This window comes from Caulobacter sp. 05T431 (assembly GCF_056665975.1).
This window is the reverse complement of sequence record NZ_JBFTKU010000009.1, coordinates 1-26,449: the sequence shown is the minus strand read 5'-3', so window position 1 is coordinate 26,449 and position 26,449 is coordinate 1. Positions and strand designations below refer to the sequence as shown.

Genomic DNA, 26,449 nt, shown 5'->3' with positions numbered 1-26,449 from the left:
TTTCTCTGTGAGATTTTCGGATCATGACCGAACGCACCTTCTCGATCATCAAGCCCGACGCCACCCGTCGCAACCTGACCGGCAAGATCAACGCCGTGATCGAGGAAGCCGGCCTGCGTATCGTGGCCCAGCGCCGCGTGAAGCTGAGCGAAGCTCAAGCCAAGAAGTTCTACGAAGTCCACGCCGAGCGCCCGTTCTACGGTGAACTGGTCGCCCAGATGACCGCCGAACCGGTGGTCGTCCAGGTGCTGGAAGGCGACAACGCCGTCCTGAAGTACCGCGAAGTCATGGGCGCCACGAACCCGGACAACGCCGACGAAGGCACGATCCGCAAGCTGTTCGCCCTGTCGATCGGCGAGAACTCGGTCCACGGTTCGGACAGCCTGGAAAACGCGGGCATCGAAATCGCCCAGTTCTTCAAGGACGAAGACATCGTCGGCTAAGGCTCGCGCCTTACCGATCCGAAGAGGCCGGCGGAGCGATCCGCCGGCCTTTTTGTTTGCCCGCTGGACATCCGAGCCCGGCTCGTCCTCCAATCCGCCTCAGGGAGCGGCGTGGGGACGATCAGTTTGCCAGGGCGAAGGATGATCCTGCGGGGCGTGGCGGCCGCCGCGTTGCTGGCCGCGCCCGGCGCGGTCCGGGCCCAGGCCCCAGTTCCGCCCAAGGCCACGCCGGTCGAGGCGGTGGCCGTCTCGCCCCAGGCCGCCGGCCGCTGGCTGCGGGCCGAGGGCGAGCACGTCATCGTCTATTCCGACGAGGGGCCCGAGATCGTGCGGCGCACGGTCGAGGACCTGGAGGCCTTGGACCAGATCCTGCGGTCGATCTACGGCAAGGCCGGCGATCCGGCGGCGCGCAAGTTCCCGATCTATCTGGTCCGGCCCGTCGCGCGCGGCGCGGCGGTCAACGAGACCTACCAGCGCTTTCTGCCCGGCGCGACGACCGGCTCGCTGTCGATGGACGTGGCCACCACCGACGACATCTTCGCGGTCGTGGTCCGCGACAACTTCCGCTTCTTCGGCGTGGCCGACCGGACGGCCGGCGACGACAGCGTGCTGTGCGCCTACGCCTTCCACTTCTTCAGCGAGAACTTCGCGTTCCGCCAGCCGCGCTGGCTGAGCAAGGGCGCGGCCATCTATTACAGCGCCATCGACATCCGGCCCGACAGCGTGGTGGTCGGCGCGACGCCGGCCCTGTTCGCCGACGATCGGGTCATGCGCGACCTGGGCAGCATGCCGGGCCTGATCGCCGAGGCCGGCGATGACCGCACCGATCCGGGCCGCTACGACGCGCGCTCGGCCCTGCTGGTCCGCTATCTGTGGGCCGATCCCGACCGCAAGGCGCGGCTGGCGACCTATCTGGATCGCCTGGAAGCCGGCGCCCGCGACCCGAAGGCGACCTGGGCCGAGGTCTTCGGCCGGCCGGTCGGGAAGCTGGAACCCGCCTTGCGGTCCTTCCTGCGCGAGGCTCCGGTCACGACGACCCTGGCCCGCCCCCAGGGACCGCCGCCCGCCGTCACGATCCGCCGGATGCCGGCGGGCGCCGACGATTTGATCCTGGAACTGCAGCGGCTGAAGGCCAATCCCTATCCCGGCCAGGCCGACCCGCTGCGGCGGATCCGCAAGGCGGCGGCCAAGCGGCCGGACGAGCGCTACAGCCGCCAGGCCCTGGCCCGGGCCGAGATCACCCTAGGCGACCGCGACAAGGGCGAGCGCCTGCTGGAGGCGCTGCTGCAGGAGGACGGCGGCAACCTGGAGGCCCTGCGGMTGATGGGGACCAGCAAGCTCTATCGCGCCGCCGCCGACAAGGCGCGCGCCGCCCCGCTGCTGGCCGAGGCCCGCGCCTACCTGACCCGCGCCGACGCGGCCGAGCCGAACGACTACCAGACCCTGTTCCTGCTGGCCCAGACCATGTCGCCCGACGACACGCCGTCGCCGGAGCGGCTGGCCCTGCTGCGGCGCGCCGTGACCCTGGCGCCGGACGTGGCCGAGATCCGGATCGTGGCCGCGGTCGCCTTCCTGCGGGCCGATGATCGCGAGACCGCCTTCTCGCTGCTCAAGCCGATGTCGGCCGACCCGAACGGCGGACTGGCCGCGGCCCAGGCCCGCAAGGTGCTGGAGCTGATGGCCAAGGCGGGCGCGGGCTCATGAAGGATTATCGCCGTCGCGAGATCGCCCTGGCGGCCGCCCTGTCGGCCGTGGCCGGCTATGTCGACGCCGTCGGCTTCCTGAAGCTGGGCGGCTTCTTCGTCTCGTTCATGAGCGGCAATTCCACCCGGCTGGGCGTGGGGATCGCGACCGGGGACTGGGCGATGGCGCGCACCGCCCTGATGCTGATCGGGCTGTTCGTGGTCGGGGCGACGCTGGGCGCCCTGGTGGCGCGGGCGGCGGGCGAGGGGCGGCGGTCCTGGGTCCTGGCCCTGGAGGCCGGCCTGCTGGCGAGCGGCGCCGGCCTGATCGGCCTGGGCTTCGGCCCGGCGGGCGCGGGCGCCGTGGTCCTGGCCATGGGGGCCGAGAACGCGGTGTTCCAGCGCAACGGCGACGTCGGCCTGGGCCTGACCTACATGACCGGGACCCTGGTCAAGATCGGCCAGCGGATCGCCGCGGCCCTGACCGGCGGCGACCTCTGGGCCTGGGTCCCGTTCGCGTGCCTGTGGCTGGGCCTGGCCTCCGGCGGGGCCCTGGGGGCGTTCGCCTATCTGCGCTGGGGCGTGCTGGCCCTGTGGGCGGCGGCCGCGCTGGTCGCGATCCTGGCCGCCGCCCAGGCCTGGCGGGAACGTCGGGCGGCCTAAGCCTAGGCCGCCGGCGCCTTGGCCGCCTCGGCCGCGCGCAGCAGGCGCAGGACGTTGCCGCTCCAGATCTTCTCGAGGTCGGCCTTGGTGTAGCCCTCGGCCAGCAGGGCCTGGGAGATCTTCCAGTAGTCCGACGCGTCGTTCAGCCCGACCACCCCGCCGCCGCCGTCGAAGTCGATGCCGATGCCCACGTGGTCGACCCCGGCCACCTTCAGGGCGTGGTTGAGGTGGTTCATGAAGTCCTCGAACGTCGCCTTCTTCACCGGCCACTTGGCGTCGATGGCGTTGCGCTCGGCCATGAAGGCGGCGCGCTGCTCCTCGGTCATCTTGTTGCGGGCCCCGACCTTGGCCATCAGGGCGGCCATGGCGGCCTCGCGCTCGGGGACCTTGGGCGTGTCGATCAGATAGCTGGAATAGGCGTCGACCTGGATCACCCCGCCGCTGTCGGCCAGGGCCTTGATGCGGGCGTCGTCGACATTGCGCGGATGGTCGAACACCGCCTTGCAGCCCGAATGGGTCAGGATCACCGGGGTCTTGGACAGGGCGATCAGCTGGTMCAGCACCTCGTCGGACGAGTGCGAGCCGTCCAGCACCACGCCCAGCCGGTTGGCCTCGGCCACGAACTGTTTCCCCAGCGGCGACAGGCCATGCCATTCGGGCTTGTCGGTGGCGCTGTCGGCCATGTCGTTGTTCTTGAAGTGCGCCAGGCCCGAGATCCGCACGCCCATCGCATAGAAGCTGGACAGCAGGGTGACGTCGCCGTCGATCGGATAGCTGTTCTCGATGCTGATGAAGACGACGCGCTTGCCCTGGGCGGCGATCGCGGCGGCGTCGTCGGCCTTCAGGGCCAGGCCGAACTTGTCGCCGTGCCGGGCGACCATCTCGCGGATCTCGACGCCGCGGATCAGGGCGGCGTCGCGAGCCGCCCGCGTGGCCTCGGGCGTGCGCGGGCCCTGGGGCGTGTAGATGGCGAAGAAGCCGCCGTCGAGGCCGCCCTCGACCATGCGCGGATAGTCGATCTGGGAACCGTCCTTGGCCGCGTCGTGACGGTCCAGGATGTCCCAGCCGGGTCGGCCGAAATTGGCCGGGGTGTCCAGGTGGGTGTCGAGGGTCAGCAGGCCCTCGTGGATCTTGCGGGCCGAGGCGGCGGTTTCGGCCGCTTGCGAGGACGTGGCCAGGGCCAGGGCCGAGACGGCGGCCAGGAGCAGGGTGCGGGTCATCGGGGTACTCGAAGCTGTCCGGCCGGCCTCTCGCGAGACCGGCCGGAACGTGGACCTAGAAGTCGGCGGAGAGGGTGAACTGGATCGTGCGGTGCGAGCCGGGCCGGAAGCTGGCCGGGGTGTTCACCGTGGTGCTGATCGTGCCCAGATAGTCCTTGTCGAAGATGTTATCGACATTGACCCGCGCCTTGACCTGCTCGAACGGACCGGCCGCGAAGCCGTCGCCGAGGTCCAGATAGGCGTTCCAGATCGTGTAGCCGCCGGTGGTCTCGTTGTTGACGAAGTTGGTGAAGCGGTCGTCGATGTGGCGGGCCGAGAGGTTGAACACCACGCCCTCGGTCGGCTGGACCGTCACCCCGCCCTGGAACAGCCATTCGGGGAAGTCGGGCACCGACTTGCCCTTGGTCAGCAGGGTGATCGGCGCGGCCGTGGCGCTGGAGCGATAGCCCGGGACGTCGTCCTGGAACTCCGACTTGTTGTACGAGACGTTGGCGTTGAAGAAGATCTTGCCGTCCAGCAGCGCCGGCTTCCATTGGCCGCTGAACTCCACGCCCTGCGCCTCGACCGCCCCGACGTTCTGGTAGAAGCTCTCGATCGTCCCGCCGCCGCCCGGCACCTCGGTGTTGAACTGCTGGAGGCGGTTCTTGAACTGCGTCTTGTAGGCCACGATCGAGGCGTTGAAGGTCTGGCGGTTGGCGCGATAGCCCAGTTCCAGGTTCTTGGAGGTCTCGGGCTTGGGCGCGACGACCGTCGGGCTGGCGGCCGAGAACACGTCGTCGGCGCCGCGGGGCAGGGCCATGTTCTCCGAATAGGACGAGAAGATCTGGTCGCGGCTGTTGATGTTGTAGACGACGCCCACCTGCGGCAGGAAATCGTCCTTCCACTTGGCCGTCAGGGTCGGCTTGCGCTGTGCGATGTAGTCGCCCGGATTGCGGTAGCCGGTGATCTTGTAGTCGATGTCGGTGGCCTTGAAGCCCAGCTCGACCTTCAGCTTGTCGTCGACCAGGCTCAGCGTGTCCTTCAGGAACAGCTGGGTGGTCTCGCGGGTCGAGACGTAGTTGCGCTGCAGGTGGACCGGCTCGTTGAACAACGGGGCGCCGTCCGGATTGCCGTCCTGCACGTTGTAGCGCGCCTGGGTGCGGTGATAGTCGTCGTCCTCGAGCCAGACCCCGGCCTCGAACTTGTTGAAGCCGGCGCGCCAGGCGACCTTGCCCGTCACGCCCTTGCGGGTGCCGTCGATGCCCGACAGGCCGTACTGCAGGCCCTTGGGCGCGGTCAGGCCGGGCACGATCAGCCGCTCGGCGTTGTAGCTGGCCAGCGAGGTGGCGTAGGCCTCGGGCGAGACGCCATAGCCTTCCTTGTCCTCGTAATAGCCGGTGGCGGTGACGTCGATCGCGTCGGTGATCGGGGTGTTCAGGGTCAGGCCGTAGAGGTGGTCCTGCCGGCTGTTGACCGCGAACTTGTAGTACTGGGCGTAGTTGGCGTTGGAGTAGGGCACCCCGGCCGTGGTCTGGGGCAGGCTGGAATCCGTGGCCGCCGTGCCGAACGGCGTCGAGAGCGGCACATTGCMCAGATAGGCGAAGCTGCGCCCCTTGCGACCGAACACGTCGCCCGCGGTCCCGGCGTACTGGGCCTTGGTGATCGACGGGCTGTCATAGTCGAAATAGTCGTTGTGCACGGTCTGGAAGCTGATGTTCCCGCCGTTGGGCAGGGCGTAGTTGATCTTGCCCTCGTAGTGCTTGCGATCGATCGTGCCCGGACCACGCCACAGGTCGCCCTTGATGATCGAGGCGCTGGCATAGGCCGAGAAACCGGCGTGTTCGCCGGTCTCCAGGCGCAGGAAGCTCCGGCGCAGGCTGTCGCTGCCCAGGGTCTGGCTGATCGAGCCGCCGGCGGTTTCGGAGGGCTTCTGGGTGAAGTAGTCGACGATGGGCCCCAGCGAGGCGTAGCTGGGCAGGGCGACGTCACCGGCCCCGGCCGAGGCGGTCACCCGCAGCAGGTTCTCGTTGTCGACATAGCGATAGATCGGGCTGCCGCCGAACTGGTCGCTGCGGCCCATCGGGATGTTGTCGAGCAGGAAGCCGATCTGCTGGAAGTTAAAGGCCCGCACCGAGACCGAATTGCCGAACTCGTACATGCCCAGGGCGTCATTGGCCTGGACGTTGAAGCCCGGCAGGCTCTCCAGCATCTTCAGGCCGGTGATGCCGGCCGGCGCCGACAGCAGCGCCTCGCGGGTAATCGACACCGTGGCGGTCGCGTGGTCGGTGCCGATGGCGACGCTGGCCTCGGACACCCGGGCCCCGGTGACGACCAGTTCGTCGACGGTCGAGCCCTTGTCGGCCTCCTGGGCCAGGGCGGGCGTCGCGCCCCCTAGGATCGAAGCGGCGAGCAGCAGGGCTCGGAACCGGCCCGAGGCCGGCGAAAGGCGCGTGTTCGTCATGACTATCCCCAATCATTTTTGACTGAGGACAAGCTCGACGGTCGGTCTATCGCGGTAAATTCAGAAAAGCTGCTTTTGATGACAAAATATAGGCAAGTTCAAGATGTACGCAGTGATGTATAACTTATKAACATTGAAAATGTTCTATATTGCTACTTCAAATGGGTATCTCACGAAAACCGCATAGGTCATCGTGTGAGGGCCGAACAGACTTTTTGAATTGGGTCGTATGGACGGGGGTCTCAGGTCATCGGCAGCCAAGAGGTGTCGTGACGGACCGCCATGGCCCGCCTTCCGCACCCCCGCTGTCCTTGGCGCCTGAGAGATTCAGCGGCTCGACAAGAGGCCGCCTTGCTCCTTCGGCGAGGGCGCACGCAGACGCGCCCTGCTTTCCAGCGTTTCGAGGCCGTCGCGGTCCTTCTGCTTGAGCGTTTCCGGGGCGGTTTCGCCTTCAGCGCCGGGCCAGGGCCCGATCTCTCCCGCGAGAGCCCCGACAGGAGGATCCGCAACAGGCTTTGCGTCAATTCATGCGCGCGCCCGGTGGCGATGTCGGCCTGGGGCGCCGTCTCGAAACGCAACCTTCGCCGCTTTTCACGGCGTCGAACGCGCACGAGTTCGCTCTCGTGCAAGTCGGGACGCCGCCGATATCCGGACGGGCTCAGACCTCCAGCGGATGGCGGATCATGTAGTCGGCGCGCTCGCGGATCGACGGGCTTCGATCGGTGGTCATGCGGGCGACCAGCTGGTCCACGTCGCGGATGGAGGCGCGGCGCTCGATCAGCGCGTCGGCCGCCACCCGCCGCACGACAGCGGACCGGTCGGCCAGGCCCTGACGGATCAGGGCCTCGGGATCTTGGTCGACCGCCAGGTCGCGGCTGTCCGTCAGGACGATGCGTTGGCGCACGCCGTAGGCCTTGTCGATCCATTTCCAGCCGAGGCCGACGGGCCAGCTGGCCTTGCGGTCGATCAGGCATTTCAACGCCGTCGCCCGGACGGACGGCTGCACCGCGCCCCGAGCCAATCCGGCCAAGTCGCCGTCGAATCCAGGGTATCGCAGCAACTGCCGCAATCGGGTCGCCAGCGGCCCGCTCGCGCGTGTCATGAACAGCGGCGCGACCCGCGCGGCCACTTCGGGATTGGCGAAGACCGCATCCAGCGCCTGGCGCTCCTGCCCCCACCTTTGCCATTTGAAGGCCTTGTCGACGAGGTCGATCGCGGTTCGAGCCGTCAGCTCGGGGGAGGCGAGGGGAAAGAGCCGTTCCGCGCAGCGAACGGCGGCGGCTCGGACCGGTTCAGCCCAATCGTTGAGCCGGAACGCGATCGCCGCGAAGGCGAATGGCGTGGCGGGCGGATCGGCCAGGACGTCCAGCGCCGTTTCCCGAATCCGACCGTTGGAATGAAACAGGAAAAGCCAGGCATAGCGCGGATCGGCGGCCATCAGTTCGCGCTCCGACGGCGGAGGCGCGGCGGGGCGGAGCAGGTCCAAGACGCCGTTCAGCTTCGTCCGCGCCGAACGAGGCCAACCGAGCCCCATCGCGGCGTTGATCTCGTAGGATGCGCGCGAGACCGCCTCGGCCGGCAGATCCCCGAGATGGGCCAGCACCTGCTCCAGGCTGGCGCTATCCGGCGCCGGGCCCGAGACCAGCCGGTCCCCGAACGCCGACAGGCTCTGGCGCGCGCTCAAGGATAGGAGATAGTCACGCTTCATCACGGCAACCTAGCCGCGCGACGCCGACCGGCGAAAGCGGAATGTCAGAGCCCGCGCACGAACTCGGCCAGGGTCGCCGGATAAAGCTGGTGCTCCTGCTCCAGGACGCGGTCGCTCAGCATGTGCTCGGTGTCGCCCGGCAGGATCAGCACGCGGGCCTGGCCCAGGACCGGGCCTTCGTCGACGCCGGCGGTGACGAGGTGGACCGTGCAGCCGGCCTCGACCTCGCCGGCGGCCAGGGCGCGGCCGTGGGTGTCCAGGCCGGGATAGGCGGGCAGGAGGGAAGGGTGGATGTTCAGCATCCGGCCTTCCCAGGCGTTGACCAGGAAGGGCGTCAGGATGCGCATGTATCCGGCCAGGGCCACGACCTGGATGCCGCGTTCGCGCAGGGCCGCGTCGATGGCGCGCTCGTGGGCCTCGCGGTCCTTGCCGAAGTCGCGCTGGTCGACGGCCAGGGCCTCGATCCCGGCGGCGGCGGCGGTGACCAGGCCGCCGGCTTCCGGCTTGTTGGAGAGCACCAGGGCGATCTCGAACGGACAGGCGGGGTCCTGTGCGGCCCGGACCAGGGCCTCCATGTTGGAGCCCCGGCCGGAGATCAGGACAGCGACTTTTGTTCTTGGGCTCATCAGGTCGATCCTCACTCCTTCTCCCCTTGCGGGAGAAGGTGTCAGCGAAGCTGACGGATGAGGGGTCGAAGGCGAGGTCAGCTGCGCGGCGGCGCGTCAGAGAAACCCCTCATCCGACCCGCTACGCGGGCCGCCTTCTCCCGCAAGGGGAGAAGGACAAGCTCAGGCCTGGACCAGCTGCCCGCAGATGAAAGCGTCTTCGCCCGCGTTCAGCAGGGCGGCCAGCACCGGTTCGGCGTCCGAGGCGGCGACCACCAGGATGAAGCCGACGCCGCAGTTGAAGGTGCGGCGCAGTTCGTGGTCGCTGATGCCGCCCTCGCGCTGCAGCCAGTCGAAGACCGGGGGCAGGGGCCAGGCGTTCCAGTCGAACTCGGCCTTCAGGCCCTCGGCGACGCAGCGCGGCGGGTTCTCGATCAGGCCGCCGCCGGTGATGTGGGCGCCGCCCTTGACCCGGCCGGACTGCAGCAGCGGCAGGATCGACTTCACATAGATGCGGGTCGGGGCCATCAGGGCCTCGGCCAGGGTCTTGCCTTCCGCGAACGGGGCCGGGGCGTCCCAGGCCAGGCCCGAGCGCTCGACCACGCGGCGCACCAGGCTGTAGCCGTTGGAATGCGGGCCCGACGAGCCGATGCCGATCACCAGGTCGCCGGCCCGCTGCTTGTCCAGCTTGGGCAGGACGCCGTCGCGCTCGACCGCGCCGACCGAGAAGCCGGCCAGGTCGTATTCGCCGTCGCTGTACATGCCCGGCATCTCGGCGGTCTCGCCGCCCACCAGGGCCGAGCCGGCCAGCTTGCAGCCTTCGGCGATGCCGGCGACCACGCTGGTGGCGGTGGCTACGTCCAGCTTGCCCGTGGCGAAATAGTCGAGGAACAGCAGCGGCTCGGCGCCCTGGGCCAGCAGGTCGTTGACGCACATGGCCACCAGGTCGATGCCGACCGTCGCGTGCATGCCGGTGTCGATGGCGATGCGCAGCTTGGTGCCGACGCCGTCGGTGGWGGWGRCCAGCAGCGGGTCCTCGTAGCCGGCGGCTTTCAGGTCGAACAGGGCGCCGAAACCGCCCAGTCCGGCCTCGGCGCCGGGGCGCCGTGTGGCCTTGGCCAGGGGCTTGATCGCCTCGACCAGGGCGTTGCCCGCATCGATATCGACGCCGGCCTGGGCGTAGGTGAGGCCGTTCTGGGGGTCGCTCATGCGTTCGCTCTGGCTCGAAAACGGCCCAAGGGACCGTTTAGACAAGGAAAAGTTGACGCCCAACTCATGCTTTAGCTTGCAGACTCGGGGGTGCGCGAGGCTATTAGCAGCCGATGACGACGATCACCACTACCGCTGAGCTGGCGGCGTTCTGTAATGAGCTGAAGGGACAGCCCTTCATCGCCGTGGACACCGAGTTCATGCGCGAGACCACCTACTGGCCCAAGCTGTGCCTTATCCAGGTGGCTTCGCCCGACACCGAGGCCTGTATCGATCCGTTGGCGGACGGCATCGACCTGACGCCGCTGCTCGACGTGCTGCGCGATCCTTCGATCCTGAAGGTATTCCACGCCGCCCGTCAGGACGTCGAGATCTTCAACAACCTCAACGCCATGCCCACGCCGCTGTTCGACACCCAGGTGGCGGGCATGGCCGCCGGGTTCGGCGAGCAGATCGCCTACGACGCCCTGGTCCGCCAGATGCTGAAGGTCGAGCTGGACAAGTCCAGCCGCTTCACCGACTGGGCCCGCCGTCCGCTGAGCGAGAACCAGCTGACCTACGCCATCGCCGACGTGACGCACCTGGCGACCCTGTTCCCCATCCTGCGCGACCGCCTGGAAAAGGCCGGCCGCCTGGCCTGGGTGGAAGAGGAGATGAAGGCGCTCAACGATCCGGCCGCCTACGACGTCGATCCCGAGAAGGCCTGGCGTCGCCTGCGTCCGCGCAAGACCGCCGCCAAGTACCTGGCGGTGTTCAAGGCCGTGGCCGCCTGGCGCGAGCGCACCGCCCAGACCCGCGACCAGCCGCGCGGCCGCATCCTGAAGGACGAGGCCATCGACGAGCTGGCCACCCAGGCCCCGACCTCGCTGGAAGGCCTCAACACCCTGCGCAGCGTGCCCAAGGGCTTCGGCGGCTCCAAGTTCGGTCCCGACCTGCTGGCCGCGATCAAGGCCGCCCTGGCCGATCCGGAAGGCTACGCCCCGGTGCTGGAGAAGTCCGGCCCGCCGCCGCCCGCCTCGGCCGGCGCGGTCGTCGAACTGCTGAAGGTGTTGCTGAAGGCCCGCGCCGAGGAAGCCGGCGTCGCCTCCAAGCTGATCGCCACGGTCTCGGACCTGGAGAAGATCGCCGCCAACGACGAGGCCGACACGCCCGCCCTGCAAGGCTGGCGCCTGGAGGCCTTCGGTTCGGACGCCCTGAAGATCAAGCGCGGCGAGCTGGCCCTGGTGCTGGACGGCACGCGGGTGCGGGTGGTCGAGGTCCGCCGGGCCCCGCCGAAGGCGTAACAATCAATCCGCTCATCCCGGCATTCGCCGGGATGAGCGGTGTTTTTCTCAAACCGCCCCGCGCTCCATGGCCGCGGTGATCGCCTCGATCAGCTTGCCGGCGTCGACGGGCTTGGCGACCACGCCGTCCATGCCGGCCTGGGCGTATTCCGCCACCTGGTGGTTCATGACATTGGCCGACAGGGCCAGGATAGGGGTCGGCGACAGGCTGTGGGCGCTCTCGCGCTCGCGGATGGCCCGCGTGGCCTCGATGCCGTTCATCACCGGCATCTGGACGTCCATCAGGATCAGGTCGAAGTCGTCGGCGTGGAAGGCGTCCACGGCCTCGCGGCCGTTGGCCACGGTGTGCAGGTCCACGCCCGCCGGCTCGAGCAGGGCGCGCAGGATGAACTGGTTGGTGGCGTTGTCCTCGGCGGCCAGGATGCGCAGCGAGCGGATGTCGCCGTCGGCCGGCGCGGGAGCCAGGTAGTCGGCGGCGTCGGCGCGCACGAACGGCAGGCGGAAGACAAAGGTCGAGCCCTTGCCGGGGGCGCTGTCCATGCGCAGGGTCCCGCCCATGCGCTCGACCAACTCGCGCGAGATCGCCAGGCCCAGGCCCGTCCCGCCGAACCGCCGGGTGGTCGAGCTGTCGGCCTGGACGAACTTCTCGAACAGGGCGGCGATGCGTTCGGGCGCGATGCCGATGCCCGTGTCGGCCAGGGTGAAGGTCAGGCCCTCGGGCGTGGCCTCGACGGCCAGCCGGATCCGACCCTCGGGCGTGAACTTCACGGCGTTGGAGGCCAGGTTCGACAGCACCTGGCGCAGACGCACGCTGTCGCCGCACCAGGTCCCCAGGGCGTCGGGCGCGATCTCGGTGACGAAGGCCACGTCCTTCTGATCGGCCAGCAGGGCGAAGGGGCGGCAGGCGGCGGCCACCGTCTGGCCCAGGTCGAAGACGTGGTCGTCCAGCTCGAACCGGCCGGACTCGATCTTGGACAGGTCCAGCACGTCGTTGAGGATGGCCAGCAGGGTCTCGCCGCTGTCGCGGATCATCTTCAGGTGCTCGCGGTGCGGCGAGCCCAGGCCGCTCTGCTCCATCACCTGGGCCATGCCCAGCACCCCGTTCAGGGGCGTGCGGATCTCGTGGCTCATATTGGCCAGGAACTGCGACTTGGCGAGGTTGGCGGCCTGGGCCCGGTCGCGGGCCTCGACCACCTCGGCCAGGGCCTTCTTCTCGCCAGCCTCCGAAGCGTCCAGCTCGCGCAGGACCTGGCGGACGCGCAGGGCCAGGGCGGCGCCGGCCGCGATCAGCAGCAGGACGCCGGGCAGCACCAGCGGCGCGGCCTCGCGCACCGCGTCGAGACCCGGCTGCTTGGGCGCCCAGGCCAGCCAGCCCAGCGGCTCGCCGCCCGGTCCGCTCAGGGCGATAGCCGCGCCCCGCGCCGGCTGAGCGTCGACGAGACCCGGACGGCGGATGCGCATCTCCTGGGCCAGGGCGGGCAGCAGGTGGCGATCGGCCCGCTGGGCGCAGATCACGATCATCGCCGGAGTCGCGCCTCGAGGCCGCGCGGCCTTTTMCGGCGTGACCGTCGACAGGGCCACCAGATAGACGCGGCCGTCCGCCCGGACGACGCCGTGCGCGGTCTCGGCGATCGTCGCGGCCGTGAGATCGGTCGGGCGAGGGCGCCTGGCCGCGGCCGTCTCCTGGCGACGGACCTCGGCGATCAGGGGCGCGACGGCGGCGACCAGCGCGGCCTGGCTCTCCGGCGTCGCCCGGCCCTGGTCCACCCAGGCGTAGAAGGGGCGGTTTTCGGAATCCAGCACGATCGACAGGTCGTCGCCGCGGTTGTTGGCGTAGTAGGAGCCCATCTCGGAATCCATCCACCCCAGGTCGACGCCCGGGCGGATCGTCTCGAAGGCCTGGTCCCAGACCGCGGCGGCGGCCACGTCGCTGTCCAGGCGCAGCAACGACCGTTCCAGGGTCTGCCGGACGACGAGGTGCTCCTCGCGGGCCTGCAGGCGGTCGACGGACACGGCGGCGAAGGCCAGCAGGGCGCAGCCGCCCAGGACGACGATCGTCACGACGATCGCCCCCAGGGCCAGCAGGCTGCGCACCGCACGGCGTCCCGCCGGCATGCCGTTCAAGATGTCTATCCCCCTGCCCATGGCCCCAGATTGCATGCGCGCGTGTTCAAACGGTAAAGGTTGCGCGCTTTGCGTAACGCTGTTCCGCCGCCGGTGTTCCGGAAGGTTAACGGGCGATCTGCGGCAGGAGGCCGCCGGCCGCCAGGGCCAGGCAGCCCAGGATCGCGACGTGGAACACCAGGCCGACGATCACCGTGCGCTTGACCGACCAGCGGGCGTCGGCGGCGAAGGCGCGGGCCAGGTCGTCCTGCAGGCGGCGAGCCGGACCGAGGACGGAGACGTCGCTGTCGTTGGCCAATCGCGGCGCGGGCCGCGAACGCGGCGGCGGAAAGGCCAGGCTAGGGTCCTCGAGACGTTCGACTTCGAAAATCCGCTGCTTCTGCATGGATATGCTCCCCGTTTCTGAGGTGGAGCTTGCGATGCCCGTGGATAACAAACCGTGCTCGTCGACCAAGGTTCGGTGCGGCGGCGTGTCGCGGCCCCGCCGAAGTCGGAACGAAGGGGCAAAAAGAAAGGGCCGGTCCCTTTCGGAACCGGCCCCCTTCAGGCGATGGCTTCGAACTTAGTATTCGAAGCGGACGCCCACCTTGAACGTCCGGCCGACCAGACCCGGATAGTGGAAGGTCGTCAGGAAGTTGGGAGCGCTGGCGTAGGCGGCCGGAGCCACCGGCGCGCGGGCGTCGAACAGGTTGCCGACGTTGCCGTACACCGTGAAGCCTTCCTTCACGCGCGCGGAGGCGTTCAGGTCGACGTTCACGAAGCGCTTGATGTAGCAGAACTTGTTCCCGATCGTGGCGTTGCCCGGCGAGTACAAGTTGTTGGTCGCGCAATCGGTGCCGGCGCGCTGGTCCTGGGCCACTTCGGCGATCTTGCCGACCCAGTAGGTGGTCGCCGACACGGTGTAGCGGCCGAACTCGACCGAGTTCTGCCAGTTGCCGCGCCAGTCCGGCGTGCCGTTGCCCGACGACAGCTGATACGGACCCAGGGTGCCCGCGTACTTCTGCACGCCCTTGCTGGTGTGCAGGTCGTACTGGATCACGTGGGTGACCTCGATACGGCTGGTGAACTTGCCGTCATACGGCAGGTTGACCTTGGCCGTGGCCGAGAAGTCGATGCCCGAGGTCAGCGAGTAGTTGGCGTTGACGAACGGGGCGTTGATGATCAGCACGCGGGGCAGGGCGCTCGGGAACAGCGGGTCGATGGCGTCGACCAGGTTGCACGAATAGCCCGCGCCCACCGCCGCGACCGCCGCGCACGCGTCGGTGACATTGGTCTTGGAGTAGTAGGCGGCGCGCGCGTCGGCCATCAGCGGGCCGGCGACGATCAGGTCCGACTTCTTCACGTTGTAGTAGTCGACCGTCATGCTGAGCCACGGGAAGGGCTCGGCGATCATGCCGACGGTGTAGCTGCGCGAGGTTTCCGGCTTCAGGTCCGGATTGCCGACGTAGCCGCCGCCCAGATTGTACTGTTGGGCGTAGGGGTTGGTGTTGCCGCCCGAGACCAGGCCGCCGTGGGCGAGCTGGAACGAGTTCGGCGGGGCGTAGGTCGAGAAGCCGGCGTACTGGCTGCGCGGACCGGATTCAGCGAAGGTCGGCGCGCGGAAGCCTTCCGAATAGGTGCCGCGGAACGCCACCTGCTTCACCGGCGTGTATTTCACGCCGATCTTCGGCGAGAAGTGGCTGAAGCCTTCCGAATAGTCGTCGTAACGGCCGCCCAGGTTGACTTCCAGGTTGTCGAGCACCGGGGCCAGCAGTTCGGCGTAGACGGCCGACACCGTGTGCTCGCCGAAGGCCGACGAGGTGGTCAGGGTGTAGGTGTCCAGCTTGGCGTTCTGGTTGTTGTTCTCGAGCTTTTCCTTGCGGACCTGGGCGCCGACGGCCAGCTGCATGTCGCCGCCGGGCAGGGCCCACAGGCGCTTGGTGACCGAGGCGTCCAACGACACCATCGACGAGTGCGACGGGGTGGTGATGGTCGGCGAGATGAAGTTGCGGACCGCCGCGGTGTTCTGCGACGGGTTCACGAAGTTGTAGGCGCCCGTGTTGATCGCGTTCATCAGGTTCGCGATGTTCAGGAAGCCGAACTGGTCGATGCTCAGGTTGTCCTTGGCCCCGACCGCTTCGACGCGCCAGTTCCAGTCACCGTCGATGTCGCCCTTCAGGCCCGCGGTGCCGCGATACACTTCGTTGGTGCGGTCGCTGCCGGCCGGCAGGTCGCCGAACAGGTAGTAGATGCGCGCCGCGCCGTTCGACGGATCGTTGGCGTAGGCGGCCGCGTAGGGGTTGTTCGGGTTCAGGCGACGGCCGGCCGCGGTCGGGTCGGCGCAGTTGGCGCCCGAGGTGCAGATCCAGACCGGCAGCACCAGGCCCGGGTTGTTCGAGGCCAGGGCGGCCGCGCCGCCGAAGGGCTGCGTGTTCCGGATGGCGCGGGGCTGGTTGATGATGCTGACGAAGTCGTACGAGTAGCTGCCGGTGACGTAGCCCTCGACGTGGTCGCTAAAGCGTTTGCTGATACGGCCGTTGACCGCGTAGCGCTTCTGCTTGGGCGCGATCTGGTTGTACTGGTCGACCAGGTTGTACTTGCAGCCCGTGCCGCGCGCGCCGCCGGTGGTGACGGTGTAGCTGCCGTTGGCGCAGTTCGTGTTCAGCGAGGTGTAGTTGCTGTACGGCTGGGTCGCGCCCGAGGAGTCGACATAGGTGCCGTCCGCGAACGCCAGGACGCCGCCCGACAGCGGGTTGTTCAGGTTGCTCTGGGTGGTGCGGACCACCACGGCGTTGGGGCTGGCGGTGTTGATCGAGTCATCGCCGCGGTTGTTGTCCAGGCCGCCGATCGAGGTCAGGTCCTGGGTGTTGTAGGGGAAGCCGCGGTCGTGGCTCGCGACGCGACCGTCCGTCTGGTATTCGCCGTTGATGTAGACGTTGAAGCCGCTGGCCGAATAGTCGCCGTAGCCCAGCGTCAGGTCGAAACGCTTGTGCTCGGCGTCGCCGCGGTCGGATTCGCCCGCTTCGGCGCTGCCGGCCACGCCCTGGAACTGCGGCTTGAGGATCAGGTTGACCACGCCGCCGATGGCGTCGGCGCCGTAGGTCGACGAGGCGCCGTCCTTCAGTACTTCGACGCGGTCGATCAGGCTGAACGGGATGCTGTTGAGGTCGACATAGGCGTTGTGGCCGTCGTCGTTGATCGGGAAGTTGGTCGAACGCAGGCCGTCGATCAGGACCAGGGTCGAGGACACGCCCAGGCCGCGCAGCGAGACGGCCGAGCCGCCGGCGCTGAAGCCGCTCTGGAAGCCGGTGCCGATCGAACCGGCGCCGTCGGCCGAGACCGAGCGGATCGCGTCGGTCGCGGTCGTGAGACCGGCGCGCTGCAGGTTCTCCGAGGTCAGCACGGTGACGGGCGAGGGGGTTTCGGTGTCCGTCCGACGGAACAGCGAACCGGTGACGACGATCTCTTCGACCTCGTCGGGGGCGGCGGCGGCCGGAGCGGCCGTCTGGGCGCTGGCCGAGCCGACGGCGAACAGGCCGGCGGCGACGCCGCAGATCATCGACGACGCAAGCAGGCGCTCACGCAAGAGTTTAGTTGTCAAGATACATCCCCAATGTAGTGACCACGCCGTTCGAGGCGCGAACGAGTCACCGACTCAGCTTTTCTGACCCCGGCTTTAGAACGGCTACAGATCAACGAGACGCCGGGTCAACAATCATTGCATTAATGAAATGTAACGTGGTTCTTTTGTCACATAAGAGCGACTTATCGTGTCACGATAGAAACATTGGACGCGATATCGTTTCTCGATAGTGGCGCGCGCGCGGACGTAGAGCAGGCCGCAACGGACGGGTGGTCACAGCCTATGCGCGTGGAGGGGCCGGCCGGCTACAGCGCGGTGATCTTCAGCTTCAGGCCCAGCAGGGCCGCCAGGGCGCCTGCTCTTTTGGCGGTCTGCTCGCCCAGCAGCAGGTCGGCGTAACCCGGCTCGGCGGTCAGCAGCAGGTCGCCCTTATCGATGACCAGGCGCGAGCGGGCCAGCAGGGGCGCGCTTCGGCCGGACAGGTCGCAGCCCAGACGGATAGCCGCGCCCACGGCCCGGGCGCGCTTCAGTCGGGCCGGCGAGAGCAGGCGCTCCAGCACGTCCACCTCCGGCGGGGTGAAGGCCGTGGCGTGGCGCGCGAAGGCCGCGGCGGCCAGGAAGGCGCGTTCGGCGTGGGTCTGGCCGGCGATCGGGGCGCGTAGCACCTGCTCGAACACCAGGTCGGCGCGATGGTCCGGGTGCAGGCGCGCGCCCAGGTCGGCCAGGCGGCAGGCCGCCGAGACCAGGACCGCGTCGCGCTCGCCGAAACAGGGCGGCAGCTGGTCCAGGGCCGGCGTCAACCAGGCGTCCAGCGCCGCGCCCAACTCGTCGGCGACGCCTTGCCTAGCCCCCAGCGAGGCGCAGCCTTCGATCAGCGGGTCCAGCCGGCGCACGCCGGGCGGCATGGCCTCGAACAGCAGGCCCTCGCGCACGCCGTAGGCCGAGATCTCGATGCGCTTGAGGTCCAGGCTCTCGATCAGCTGCTCCAGCACCACGGCGGCGTAGGGCAGGGTCTCCGAGCGCTTGCGGCTCATGCCCTCGATGCGCTCCAGCGAGCTCTTAGACTGGTGGGCGACCAGGCGGGCGGCCTCCAGGGCCTCGGCGCGGCCGATGCTGTACTGGTGGACGACATGCAGCGGATAGCCGTTCAGCCGCATGTGCAGCAGGGCCAGGTTGCGCCAGGCGCCGCCCACGGCGTGGAAGACGTCGGTCTTGAACGCCTCGGCCACCGGGGCCAGGCGTTGGGCGCACAGGCGGCGCACCTTCTCCAGGTCGAAGCCGTCCGACACGCCCAGGCTGAACGGGCCCAGGGGCAGGGTCACGCCCAGGCCGGCGCCGGTGGCCTCAAGGCGGATCAGCTCCAGGCTGGCGCCGCCCAGGTCGCCGACCACGCCGGTGGCGTCGGGCGCCCCGGCCAGCACGCCCAGGGCGGCGTAGCGGGCCTCTTCCTCGCCCGACAGCACGCGGGTGGAGAAGCCGGTCTCGGCCTGGATCTGGCGGACGAAGGCCGCCCCATCCTTGGCCTCGCGCACGGCGGCGGTGGCGGCGATGAAGGTCTCGGCCGGCTTGACGGCCTCCAGCACGGCGCGGAAGCGCTTGAGCGCCGCCAGGGTCTGGGCCACGCCCTCGGGGTTCAGCTTGCCGCCGTCGCCCAGGTCGCGCCCCAGGCCCGCCAGGACCTTCTCGTTGAAGACCGTCCAGATGGCGCGGCCTTCCAGCCGGTACACCACGAGGCGGACCGAGTTGGAGCCGATATCGATAACGGCCGCGTCGCGCGGCGCCGCAAAAGGCATGGGGGTGGTTTAGCGCATTGGGCGGGGAGGGGAAGGCGCCGCACGGAAAAAGCTTTCGCCCGTCGCGCGGAGCCTCCCTCTAGGACAACGGATGGGGCGAAACCAGCGGCAAGGGCTCGTTCAGGGTCTTGCGGCAGGCCCGCACGCGCCAGCCGGACGGGGCCTTGTCGAAGTAGCAGGCGCCGAAGCTGACCGGCCGGCCGTGCTCGCGACGGCCGCCCTTGGTCATGGCGTAGGTCGAGTCCGGGCTGACCAGCAGGTGCTCGACCGGCTTGGGGCGGGCCGGGCAGCGGCCCCACGGGCGGCCGTGCTCCATGATCTTCCAGCCCGAACGGTAGATCACCCCGGACTTGAACAGCGCCTTCTCATGCGCCTTGGCCCAGGCCAGGTCGGCGGCGTCGCCCGCCTGGGTGTCGCCGGGAACCGCGGGCAGGGCGAAGATCGCGCAGACGTCGGCCTGCTGGGCGGGGCGCGGTCCGCAAGCCGTGAGGCTCAGCGTCGCCAGGACGGCGAGTACGGACCGCCTCATCCCCGCTTGCGCGGGCCCACGTGGTCGAACGCCTGCGGCAGGTCCTTCACCTTGTGGCCCCGGCCCGACAGGCTGGGATTGGTCATGAAGTATTCGTGGGCCGAGAAGGCGCCCTTGCGGTCCCAGGCCGGGTCGCGGGCGTAGTGGCCCTCGCTGTCGAGGTTCCAGCTCTGGGCCTCGTCGTTGAGGTTGGCGACCATGATCTGGTTCAGCACCTGCTGGTGCACGGTGGGGTTCTCGACGGGGACCAGGCTCTCCACCCGGCGGTCCAGGTTGCGCGGCATCCAGTCGGCCGAGCTGATGAAGACGCGGGTCTGCGGGCTGGGCATGGCCCCGCCGTTGGCGAAGGCCACGATGCGGGCGTGCTCCAGGAACCGGCCGACGATCGACTTAACCCGGATGTTCTCCGACAGCCCCTTGATGCCCGGCCGCAGGCAGCAGATGCCGCGCACCACCAGGTCGATCTGCACCCCGTCMTGGCTGGCCGAATAGAGGGCGTCGATGATCTGCGGGTCGACCACGGCGTTCATCTTGGCCCAGATCGCCGCCGGCTTGCCGTCGCGGGCGTTGCGGGCCTCGGCCGCGATCATGGTCAGCAGGTCGGGCTTCAGCGTCTCGGGCGAGAAGCTGAGCTTCTCCAGCCGCCCAGGCTGGGCGTAGCCGGTGATGAAGTTGAACAGCTTGCCGCCGTCGCGCCCCAGGGCCGGGTCGCAGGTGAACAGCGACAGGTCGGTGTAAACCCGCGCCGTCTGCGGGTGGTAGTTGCCGGTGCCGAWGTGGCAGTAGGTGCGCAAGCTGCTGTCGCCCTCGCGCCGCACCACCACCGACAGCTTGGCGTGGGTCTTCCAGTCGACGAAGCCGAACACCACGTGCACGCCCGCCCGCTCCAGATCTCGAGCCCACTTCAAGTTATTTTCTTCGTCAAACCGAGCCTTGATCTCGACCAGGGCCGTGACGTTCTTGCCGTTGTCGGCCGCCTCGATCAGGGCCGCCACGATCGGGCTGTCCTTGGACGTGCGGTACAGGGTCTGCTTGATSGCCWGSACKTTGGGGTCGCGCGCCGCCTGGCGGATGAACTGGACCACCACGTCGAAGCTCTCGAACGGGTGGTGGACCAGGATGTCCTTCTCGCGGATCGCCGCGAAGCAGTCGCCGCCGTGGTCGCGGATGCGCTCGGGGAAGCGGGCGTTGAACGGCTTGAACTTCAGGTCCGGACGGTCGGGCGGGATCAGCTCGGCCATCTGGGCCAGGCCCAGCTTGCCGTCGACCAGCACCACGTCCTCGGGCAGGGCGCGCAGGCCCTCGATGATGAAGGCGCGCAGGTCCTCGGGCATGGTGGTCTGGATCTTGACCCGCACCACGCGGCCCAGCCGACGCTTCTTCAGCCGCGCCTCGAACTCGCGCACCAGGTCCTCGGCCTCTTCCTCGATCTCCAGGTCGCTGTCGCGGATCAGGCGGAACAGGCCGCGACCCTCGACCTCGTAGCCGGGGAACAGGTGGTCCAGGAACAGGATGATGAAGCTTTCCAGCGCCACGATCCGCCGCTCGCGCTTGCGCATGCTCTTGGCCGGGGTCTGCGACAGCTCCCAGAACCGCTGCACCTGGCTGGGCACCGGCACCAGGGCGTACAGGTGCTTGTCGTCGGCGATGCGGCGCAGCTTCAGCGCCAGGCAGAAGCCCAGGTTCGGGATGAACGGGAACGGGTGGGCCGGATCGATCGCCAGGGGCGTCAGCACCGGGAACATCCGGGTCAGGAAGATCTCCTCGGCCCGCTCGCGGTCGGCGCCGACGATGTCCTTGGCGTCCAGCAGCTTGAGGCCCTCGCCCCACAGCTCGGCCCGCACCTCGCGCCAGATCTTCTGCTGCTCGGCCATCAGCTCGGCGGCCGAGGCGTTGATCCGCGCCAGCTGCTCGCCCGGCGTCAGCCCGTCCTGGCTGACCACCCGCACGCCCTCGCGCACCTGGCCCTTCAGGCCGGCCACGCGGACCATGTAGAATTCGTCGAGGTTGTTGGCCGAGATCGACAGGAACCGCAGCCGCTCCAGCAGCGGGTGGCGCGGATTGCCGCTCTCCTCCAGCACCCGCCAGTTGAAGGCCAGCCACGACGTCTCGCGGTTGAAGAACCTTTCCGGCGCCGCCAGCAGCTCGTCGTCCAGCCGCAGGCCCGCCAGGTCCGGCGCGGCCGGCGAAGGCGCGGCGGGCAGGTCGAGGGCGGTCGCGGCGTCGGTCATGAGGAACTCCGGTTTACCGCATACAGAGTGAAGGACGGTGGTGACAGGAGCAAGACAAACGCCCCTCACACTCGCGGCGTCGCAAGCTTTGCCTGGAAGAAGTTCCTATGTTCCTAAACGCTTGAGGTTTCACCACTTGCCCCCACCTGACCGCTTCGCGGTCTGTCCGCCCCCATAGGGGGCGGATGCGCGCGCCGGACGCCGCAGCGCGGCTTCTTCCCCCTGTGGGGGAAGACGATCGCGAAGCGATCCGTAGGGGGCAAGTGTTCGCCGCCTCAGTCTTCCTCGTCATCCACCCCGAAATCCAGCACCGACAGCGCCAGCGCCTTGTTCACCTCGCGCCCCTGCTCGATGGACGCTTCGTCCAGGGCCGCCACCGCCGCCAGGACCTCGGCCGCCGAGCGGGGCAATCGCGCCATCAGGTAGGGATAGAGGTCGCCCGCCGGCCGGATGCCCGCCGCCTCGAAGGCGCGGCGCAGCACGGCCTCCAGCACGATGTCGTCGGGCTCCATGACCCGGGCCACGGTCAGGGCGTTCAGCCGCGAGCGCAGGTCGGGCACCGCGGCCTCCCAGGCCACGGGGGCCAGGCGGCCGGTCAGCAGCAGGCTGCCGCCGTCGACCCCGGCCATGTTGATCAGGTGGAACAGGGTCTCGTCGTCGACCAGGTCGCCCTCGGACCGGCGGTCGGCGTCCTCKACCAGCAGCGGCCGGCCGCGCAGGGCGGCCAGGTCCAGAGGCACATTGCCGGTGGAGGCCGCCTCGATCGTCACGGCCCCGGTCCGCGCCGCCCAGTCGCGCGCCAGGTGCGACTTGCCCGTGCCCGCCGGCCCGACCAGGGCCATTCGCCCGTCGGGCCAGGCCGGCCAGGCGTCCAGCCCCTCCAGCGCCTCCAGATTGGTCGGCGACGACGCGAACGACTCCCGGTCCCAGCAGGGCGGGGCGGTCAGCGGCAGTCGGAACTGACGGGGCAAGGCGGGGTCCGGGGCGGTTTACTCTGTTGCCGGAGATATAGGCCGGGTTGTGGGGGAGGGCGAGGGCGTGAGGTGTGGTTGGCTGGGGATGAGGGGCGGGGAGGTGTGGATGGGACATCTCTTCTAACAGTTGCAGCGTCACCGGTATGCGTGGCAGCAATTGAAAAACAGGTGCTCCGGGGTTGAAACATGAGCGATCTAGATCCGAACGAAATAGCGATCGGCGTTGCCGGACATATCTTGGACAACGCGTTCAATGGCTTGGCTGAAGCCGCGACCTCTCAGTTCAAGAAAATAGAAACAAAATTGAAGAAGGGATTTTCCGATTATATATCGGCTAGCTTAAGGAGAACAAATAGCGTTAAGACATTAATACATCCAGACGAAGCAGTTGATATCGGTAGTATTTATGTACCACTTACTTATAGAGTAGGAAAAAAAACGAAAAAGGATGGAGATATCATTGCAGATATTTTTTCCGGACGCAAGGTTCTTGTAAGCGGTACTGCCGGTGGCGGAAAGTCTATGCTTATTAAATATGTAAACACCTTCCTCCTTACTAATTACAAGAACAAGTTACCGATATATTTTGAACTTAGATCTCTCAATTCTCTTGGTGGTCAAGATTTAATTGACGCCATTCACGCATCCGTACGCACGCATATTAAATCCATGTATAAAGAACTTCTAATTGAATACATTAGATCTGGAAAAGTTGCTTTCATTTTGGACGGATTTGATGAAATAGATCATGATATGAGGTTAAAATATGGGGAAGAAATTCAAAATATAAGTAGCGAAAACCCAAAGCTTTCAATTCTTGTTACATCGAGGCCGGAAGACAATCTTCCCGGTCTGGAGGAATTCACTGTATATAACTGCCAGGGCATGTCAAAACTTCAATCAATGACCTTGCTTTCTAAAATAGAATTTGATGATGAAAAGAAGACCAKCTTCATTCATCAAGTAAATGATTCATTGTACGCAAAACATAAGGAATTTCTATCAAACCCCCTAATGACCACAATGATGCTTTTAACCTATTCATATCATTCTGATATACCGGATAAGATTCATATTTTCTACCAACAAGCGTTCGAAACGCTATTTCAACGACACGATAGAAGTAAAGGCGTTTACACAAGAAAGTCTTATACAAAATTGCCTATGGATGAATTTCAAAGAATCTTAGAGCACTTTTGCGCTTCTTCGTATATTTCGTCGGATTTTAGCTTTGATGGCGACAAAATTCGAAAATATATATCCAATTCCATTTTATACAGAAAATCTTCTGTAAACACGGAAGAATTTCTGTCTGATCTTAGAGAATCTATCTGCTTAATACAGACAGATGGCGTTGAATTATCGTTTGTTCATAGATCTTTTCAGGAATATTTTACGGCTAGATTTATTTCATCACTTCCTGATGATAAAATTGGAAATGCAATAGATACAGTCTCAACGAGATCCGAAACCGACTCTGTCATTAAAATGATATATTCTATAAACAAAGATTCGTTTGAAGAAAATTGGGCTTTACCAAGACTAAAAACTCTCGTTGAAATAGCAAATGGTGGCGACAAAGAGCGCAATCTTGTCTCCGTATTTCCAAGAATCTTTCTTCAATTGGCAATTTTCCCCTCTGGAATAACACTCTCTAATAGTTCTGAAAAATGGGGAAACATAGCTATAACACTCTGGTCCGTTTACAATATGCTTCATAATGGAGGAACCACCGAGACATCAGATGTTATTAAATCAGTGAACAATGTCAGACCGAATAGGAAGTTATATTCTGAATTGATAAATCTGTCTGGTGGAAATAGCAGGATTTTTGATGTCATAGTCGGAATAGAGGTGGCTGAAGAATCGGAGAAGGATAGAATGGTGGCCATTATAGACCCGTCACTTATGTCTATCGACTTGTACAACACCTTCCATGTAGAATATTATATACGAAAGGAATTTGACCTATGGGAATCCCATATTTCAAGGATTGAATCCGAATCTGAGGCGCGAAGTCGTTCATTTAGTTCGATATTTGATGCCTAGTCAGATTTTATCTACCTCCATGCTGACCTCCGACCTCGCCGCCTGGCGCGCCCGCATCACCAAGCCCGCCGGGCCGCTGGGGAACGCCTCGCGGGCCGTGCAGCGGAAGATCAACACGATCATCCCGGAGAAGGTCCACGCCGCGATCACCGCCGCCATGGAGGCGATGACCAAGGCGATCCTGACCGGGGCCGACTTCGCCACGGCCTCGCCGCTGCGCGACGCCACGCTGGAGCAGCGCGAGGCCAAGGTCGTGGCCGCCATCCAGGGCTGGAAGACCGCCGCCGGGGCCGAGGGCGGGGTGGCCGGGGCGGGCGGGTTCCTGCTGGCGGCGGCCGACTTCCCGCTGCTGATGAGCTTCAAGCTCAAGCTGCTGTTCGAGATCGCCGCCCTGTACGGCCATGACGGGAGCGTGCTGAGCGAGCKGCTCTATATCCTGCACATCTTCGAGCTGGCCTTCTCCGACGTCGAGCATCGCGTGAAGGTGCTCGAGGCCATGGACGACTGGGACAGCCGCGAGCACCCGACCGACCTGAAGGCCTTCGACTGGCGGTCGTTCCAGCAGCAGTACCGCGACCACATCGACCTGGCCAAGCTGGCCCAGCTGCTGCCCGTGGTCGGCGCCCCGGTCGGGGCCGTGGTCAACTGGCGGCTGACGGCGCACCTGGGGAAGACGGCGATGATGGCGTACCGGATGCGGTGGCTTGAAAACCCTCTCCCAGAGGGAGAGGGCGGGGCCCGCGCCGGAGGCGTGGGAGGGTGAGGGGTTACACCCTGTCCGATTTCACACCGAACGCCCTGCCGGCGCGCCGGTTGACGGTTTAACCCCTCACCCTCCCACCGCTGCGCGGCGGGTCCCTCCCTCTCCCTCTGGGAGAGGGTGTAAGGTGACCCCATGCCCTTGCCCACCACTCGCGCCAGCCGCCTGATCCCCGCCGCGCCCGACGCCGTCTGGAACGCCCTGATGGACCCCGAGATCCTGGTCCGATGGTTGCCGCCCGGCGACATGACCGGCCGGATGCACGCCTTCGACGGACGGGTGGGCGGCGGGTTCGAGATGTCGCTCTACTATCCCGAGGGCGAGACCGGACACGTCGGCAAGACCGCCGAGCGCGAGGACCGCACGCGCGTGCGCTTCGCGGCCATCACGCCGGGCCGCCGGGTGGTCTGGGCGGTGCTGTTCGACACCGACGACCCGGCGCTGAAGGGCGAGATGACCATCACCGTCTCGCTGGAGCCGGCCGAAGGCGGCACCCGGGTGACCTTTCTGTCGGAGAACCTGCCGCCGGGGTTGCGGCCGGCGGACAACAAGGAGGGCTCGAAGGAGAGCCTGAAGAAGCTGGCGGCGTGGTTCGGGGGATAGGGCGCGCCTCGCGGCAAGGCGCCGCCGCCTAAATCCCCTCTCTCATAGAGAGAGGGAGGGGCCCGCCGCGAAGCGGTGGGAGGGTGAGAGGTTACAATCTCTCAGGACAAGGCTCTAACGAGGAGCGGCATGACTTGGCGGTCGTAATGAGGGAGGAAGTCTGGATTCCCTTGGAGGGGCTCGGCAGCTCGGGATTTGCCGGCAGGCGGTGAAACCACTCACCCTCCCACCGCCTGCGGCGGCGGGCCCCTCCCTCTCTCTATGAGAGAGGGATTCTGATGAGCCTATCCTATGCGGATAGCGAATGAAGTTCAGCGATTTCAATAGCCTGAACTTTCTCGACCCGATTTGATCCTCACCCTTCCCGACGCCCGTATCCTGTTCCCACCTCGACGCGGGAAAGGGCGCATGGCCAGCGACCGATGCGGCGGCGGGGGGCGATCGAGCGGGAAGCTCTGTCGGCGGGCCCTTCTGCTTGAGTAGAGGCGGGACCCAAACTTCAGTCTCTGGTGCCGGTCGGGCGTGGTCCACAGATACGACGTGACTGAAGGTCGATGAAGCAGCAGGCGGG

At 66.6% G+C, this 26,449-nt stretch carries 19 protein-coding genes and 1 riboswitch; of the genes, 7 read left to right on the top strand and 12 right to left on the bottom strand.

The features are described from left to right. Positions 1-23 precede the first annotated feature (23 nt). The 3 genes from ndk to AC1U89_RS10190 all read left to right on the top strand — a co-directional run bounded on the left by ndk (position 24) and on the right by AC1U89_RS10190 (position 2,788). The gene (ndk, locus tag AC1U89_RS10200; protein WP_479899597.1) at positions 24-443 is read left to right on the top strand and encodes a nucleoside-diphosphate kinase; all 420 of its coding nucleotides are present in this window, start codon (positions 24-26) and stop codon (positions 441-443) included. A 141-nt stretch (positions 444-584) separates the two neighbouring features. Further along, positions 585-2,147 (top strand): tetratricopeptide repeat protein, encoded by a 1,563-nt coding sequence (locus AC1U89_RS10195; RefSeq protein WP_479899596.1) that lies wholly within the window; start codon positions 585-587, stop codon positions 2,145-2,147. Further along, entirely contained in the window at positions 2,144-2,788 is a 645-nt protein-coding gene (locus tag AC1U89_RS10190; protein ID WP_479899595.1) for a YoaK family protein, read from the top strand. The genes AC1U89_RS10195 and AC1U89_RS10190 overlap by 4 nt, the downstream gene beginning before the upstream one ends. Before the next feature lie 2 nt (positions 2,789-2,790). Here the strand turns inward: AC1U89_RS10190 and AC1U89_RS10185 are convergent, their stop codons facing one another. The 5 genes from AC1U89_RS10185 to purM all read right to left on the bottom strand — a co-directional run bounded on the left by AC1U89_RS10185 (position 2,791) and on the right by purM (position 9,970). Beyond that, the gene (locus AC1U89_RS10185) at positions 2,791-4,008 is read right to left on the bottom strand and encodes a dipeptidase (RefSeq protein WP_479899594.1); all 1,218 of its coding nucleotides are present in this window, start codon (positions 4,006-4,008) and stop codon (positions 2,791-2,793) included. A 55-nt stretch (positions 4,009-4,063) separates the two neighbouring features. Next, positions 4,064-6,460 carry a TonB-dependent receptor gene (locus AC1U89_RS10180; protein ID WP_479899593.1) on the bottom strand — a complete coding sequence of 799 codons (2,397 nt, stop codon included), beginning with the start codon at positions 6,458-6,460 and terminating at the stop codon, positions 4,064-4,066. A gap of 390 nt (positions 6,461-6,850) precedes the next feature. Further along, a riboswitch (glycine riboswitch) is annotated at positions 6,851-6,940 on the bottom strand. Between the two features lie 166 nt (positions 6,941-7,106). Then, on the bottom strand, positions 7,107-8,156 hold the full coding sequence (locus tag AC1U89_RS10175) for a hypothetical protein (RefSeq protein ID WP_479899592.1): 1,050 nt from the start codon (positions 8,154-8,156) through the stop codon (positions 7,107-7,109). A gap of 44 nt (positions 8,157-8,200) precedes the next feature. After that, on the bottom strand, positions 8,201-8,782 hold the full coding sequence (gene purN, locus AC1U89_RS10170) for a phosphoribosylglycinamide formyltransferase (RefSeq protein ID WP_479899591.1): 582 nt from the start codon (positions 8,780-8,782) through the stop codon (positions 8,201-8,203). Between the two features lie 162 nt (positions 8,783-8,944). Further along, entirely contained in the window at positions 8,945-9,970 is a 1,026-nt protein-coding gene (purM, locus tag AC1U89_RS10165) for a phosphoribosylformylglycinamidine cyclo-ligase (protein WP_479899590.1), read from the bottom strand. 113 nt (positions 9,971-10,083) lie between these two features. On the opposite strand from purM, the gene rnd reads away from it, so the two are divergent. After that, positions 10,084-11,253, top strand: coding sequence for a ribonuclease D (gene rnd, locus AC1U89_RS10160; RefSeq protein WP_479899589.1), 1,170 nt, complete (start codon positions 10,084-10,086; stop codon positions 11,251-11,253). A 48-nt stretch (positions 11,254-11,301) separates the two neighbouring features. On the opposite strand, the gene AC1U89_RS10155 is transcribed toward rnd, so the two are convergent. The 7 genes from AC1U89_RS10155 to hdaA all read right to left on the bottom strand — a co-directional run bounded on the left by AC1U89_RS10155 (position 11,302) and on the right by hdaA (position 22,463). After that, positions 11,302-13,368, bottom strand: a complete 2,067-nt coding sequence (locus AC1U89_RS10155; RefSeq protein WP_479899722.1) for an ATP-binding protein — start codon at positions 13,366-13,368, stop codon at positions 11,302-11,304. A 115-nt stretch (positions 13,369-13,483) separates the two neighbouring features. Next, positions 13,484-13,762 carry a hypothetical protein gene (locus AC1U89_RS10150; protein WP_479899588.1) on the bottom strand — a complete coding sequence of 93 codons (279 nt, stop codon included), beginning with the start codon at positions 13,760-13,762 and terminating at the stop codon, positions 13,484-13,486. Between the two features lie 177 nt (positions 13,763-13,939). After that, on the bottom strand, positions 13,940-16,957 hold the full coding sequence (locus AC1U89_RS10145; RefSeq protein ID WP_479899587.1) for a TonB-dependent receptor domain-containing protein: 3,018 nt from the start codon (positions 16,955-16,957) through the stop codon (positions 13,940-13,942). Between the two features lie 287 nt (positions 16,958-17,244). Next, positions 17,245-18,732: a Ppx/GppA phosphatase family protein gene (locus AC1U89_RS10140; RefSeq protein WP_479899586.1), complete on the bottom strand. Its 1,488-nt coding sequence runs from the start codon at positions 18,730-18,732 to the stop codon at positions 17,245-17,247. A 79-nt stretch (positions 18,733-18,811) separates the two neighbouring features. After that, on the bottom strand, positions 18,812-19,261 hold the full coding sequence (locus tag AC1U89_RS10135) for a hypothetical protein (RefSeq protein ID WP_479899585.1): 450 nt from the start codon (positions 19,259-19,261) through the stop codon (positions 18,812-18,814). Then, positions 19,258-21,492, bottom strand: coding sequence for an RNA degradosome polyphosphate kinase (locus AC1U89_RS10130; protein WP_479899584.1), 2,235 nt, complete (start codon positions 21,490-21,492; stop codon positions 19,258-19,260). The genes AC1U89_RS10135 and AC1U89_RS10130 overlap by 4 nt, the downstream gene beginning before the upstream one ends. A 275-nt stretch (positions 21,493-21,767) precedes the next feature. Next, complete coding sequence (hdaA, locus tag AC1U89_RS10125) at positions 21,768-22,463, bottom strand: DnaA regulatory inactivator HdaA (RefSeq protein WP_479899583.1); 696 nt, start codon at positions 22,461-22,463, stop codon at positions 21,768-21,770. A 189-nt stretch (positions 22,464-22,652) separates the two neighbouring features. On the opposite strand from hdaA, the gene AC1U89_RS10120 reads away from it, so the two are divergent. The 3 genes from AC1U89_RS10120 (at position 22,653) to AC1U89_RS10110 (ending at position 25,878) form a co-directional block, all read left to right on the top strand. Then, the gene (locus tag AC1U89_RS10120) at positions 22,653-24,515 is read left to right on the top strand and encodes an NACHT domain-containing protein (RefSeq protein ID WP_479899582.1); all 1,863 of its coding nucleotides are present in this window, start codon (positions 22,653-22,655) and stop codon (positions 24,513-24,515) included. A gap of 19 nt (positions 24,516-24,534) precedes the next feature. Further along, on the top strand, positions 24,535-25,278 hold the full coding sequence (locus tag AC1U89_RS10115; protein ID WP_479899581.1) for an EcsC family protein: 744 nt from the start codon (positions 24,535-24,537) through the stop codon (positions 25,276-25,278). Between the two features lie 132 nt (positions 25,279-25,410). Then, on the top strand, positions 25,411-25,878 hold the full coding sequence (locus AC1U89_RS10110; RefSeq protein ID WP_479899580.1) for an SRPBCC domain-containing protein: 468 nt from the start codon (positions 25,411-25,413) through the stop codon (positions 25,876-25,878). Positions 25,879-26,449 lie beyond the last annotated feature (571 nt).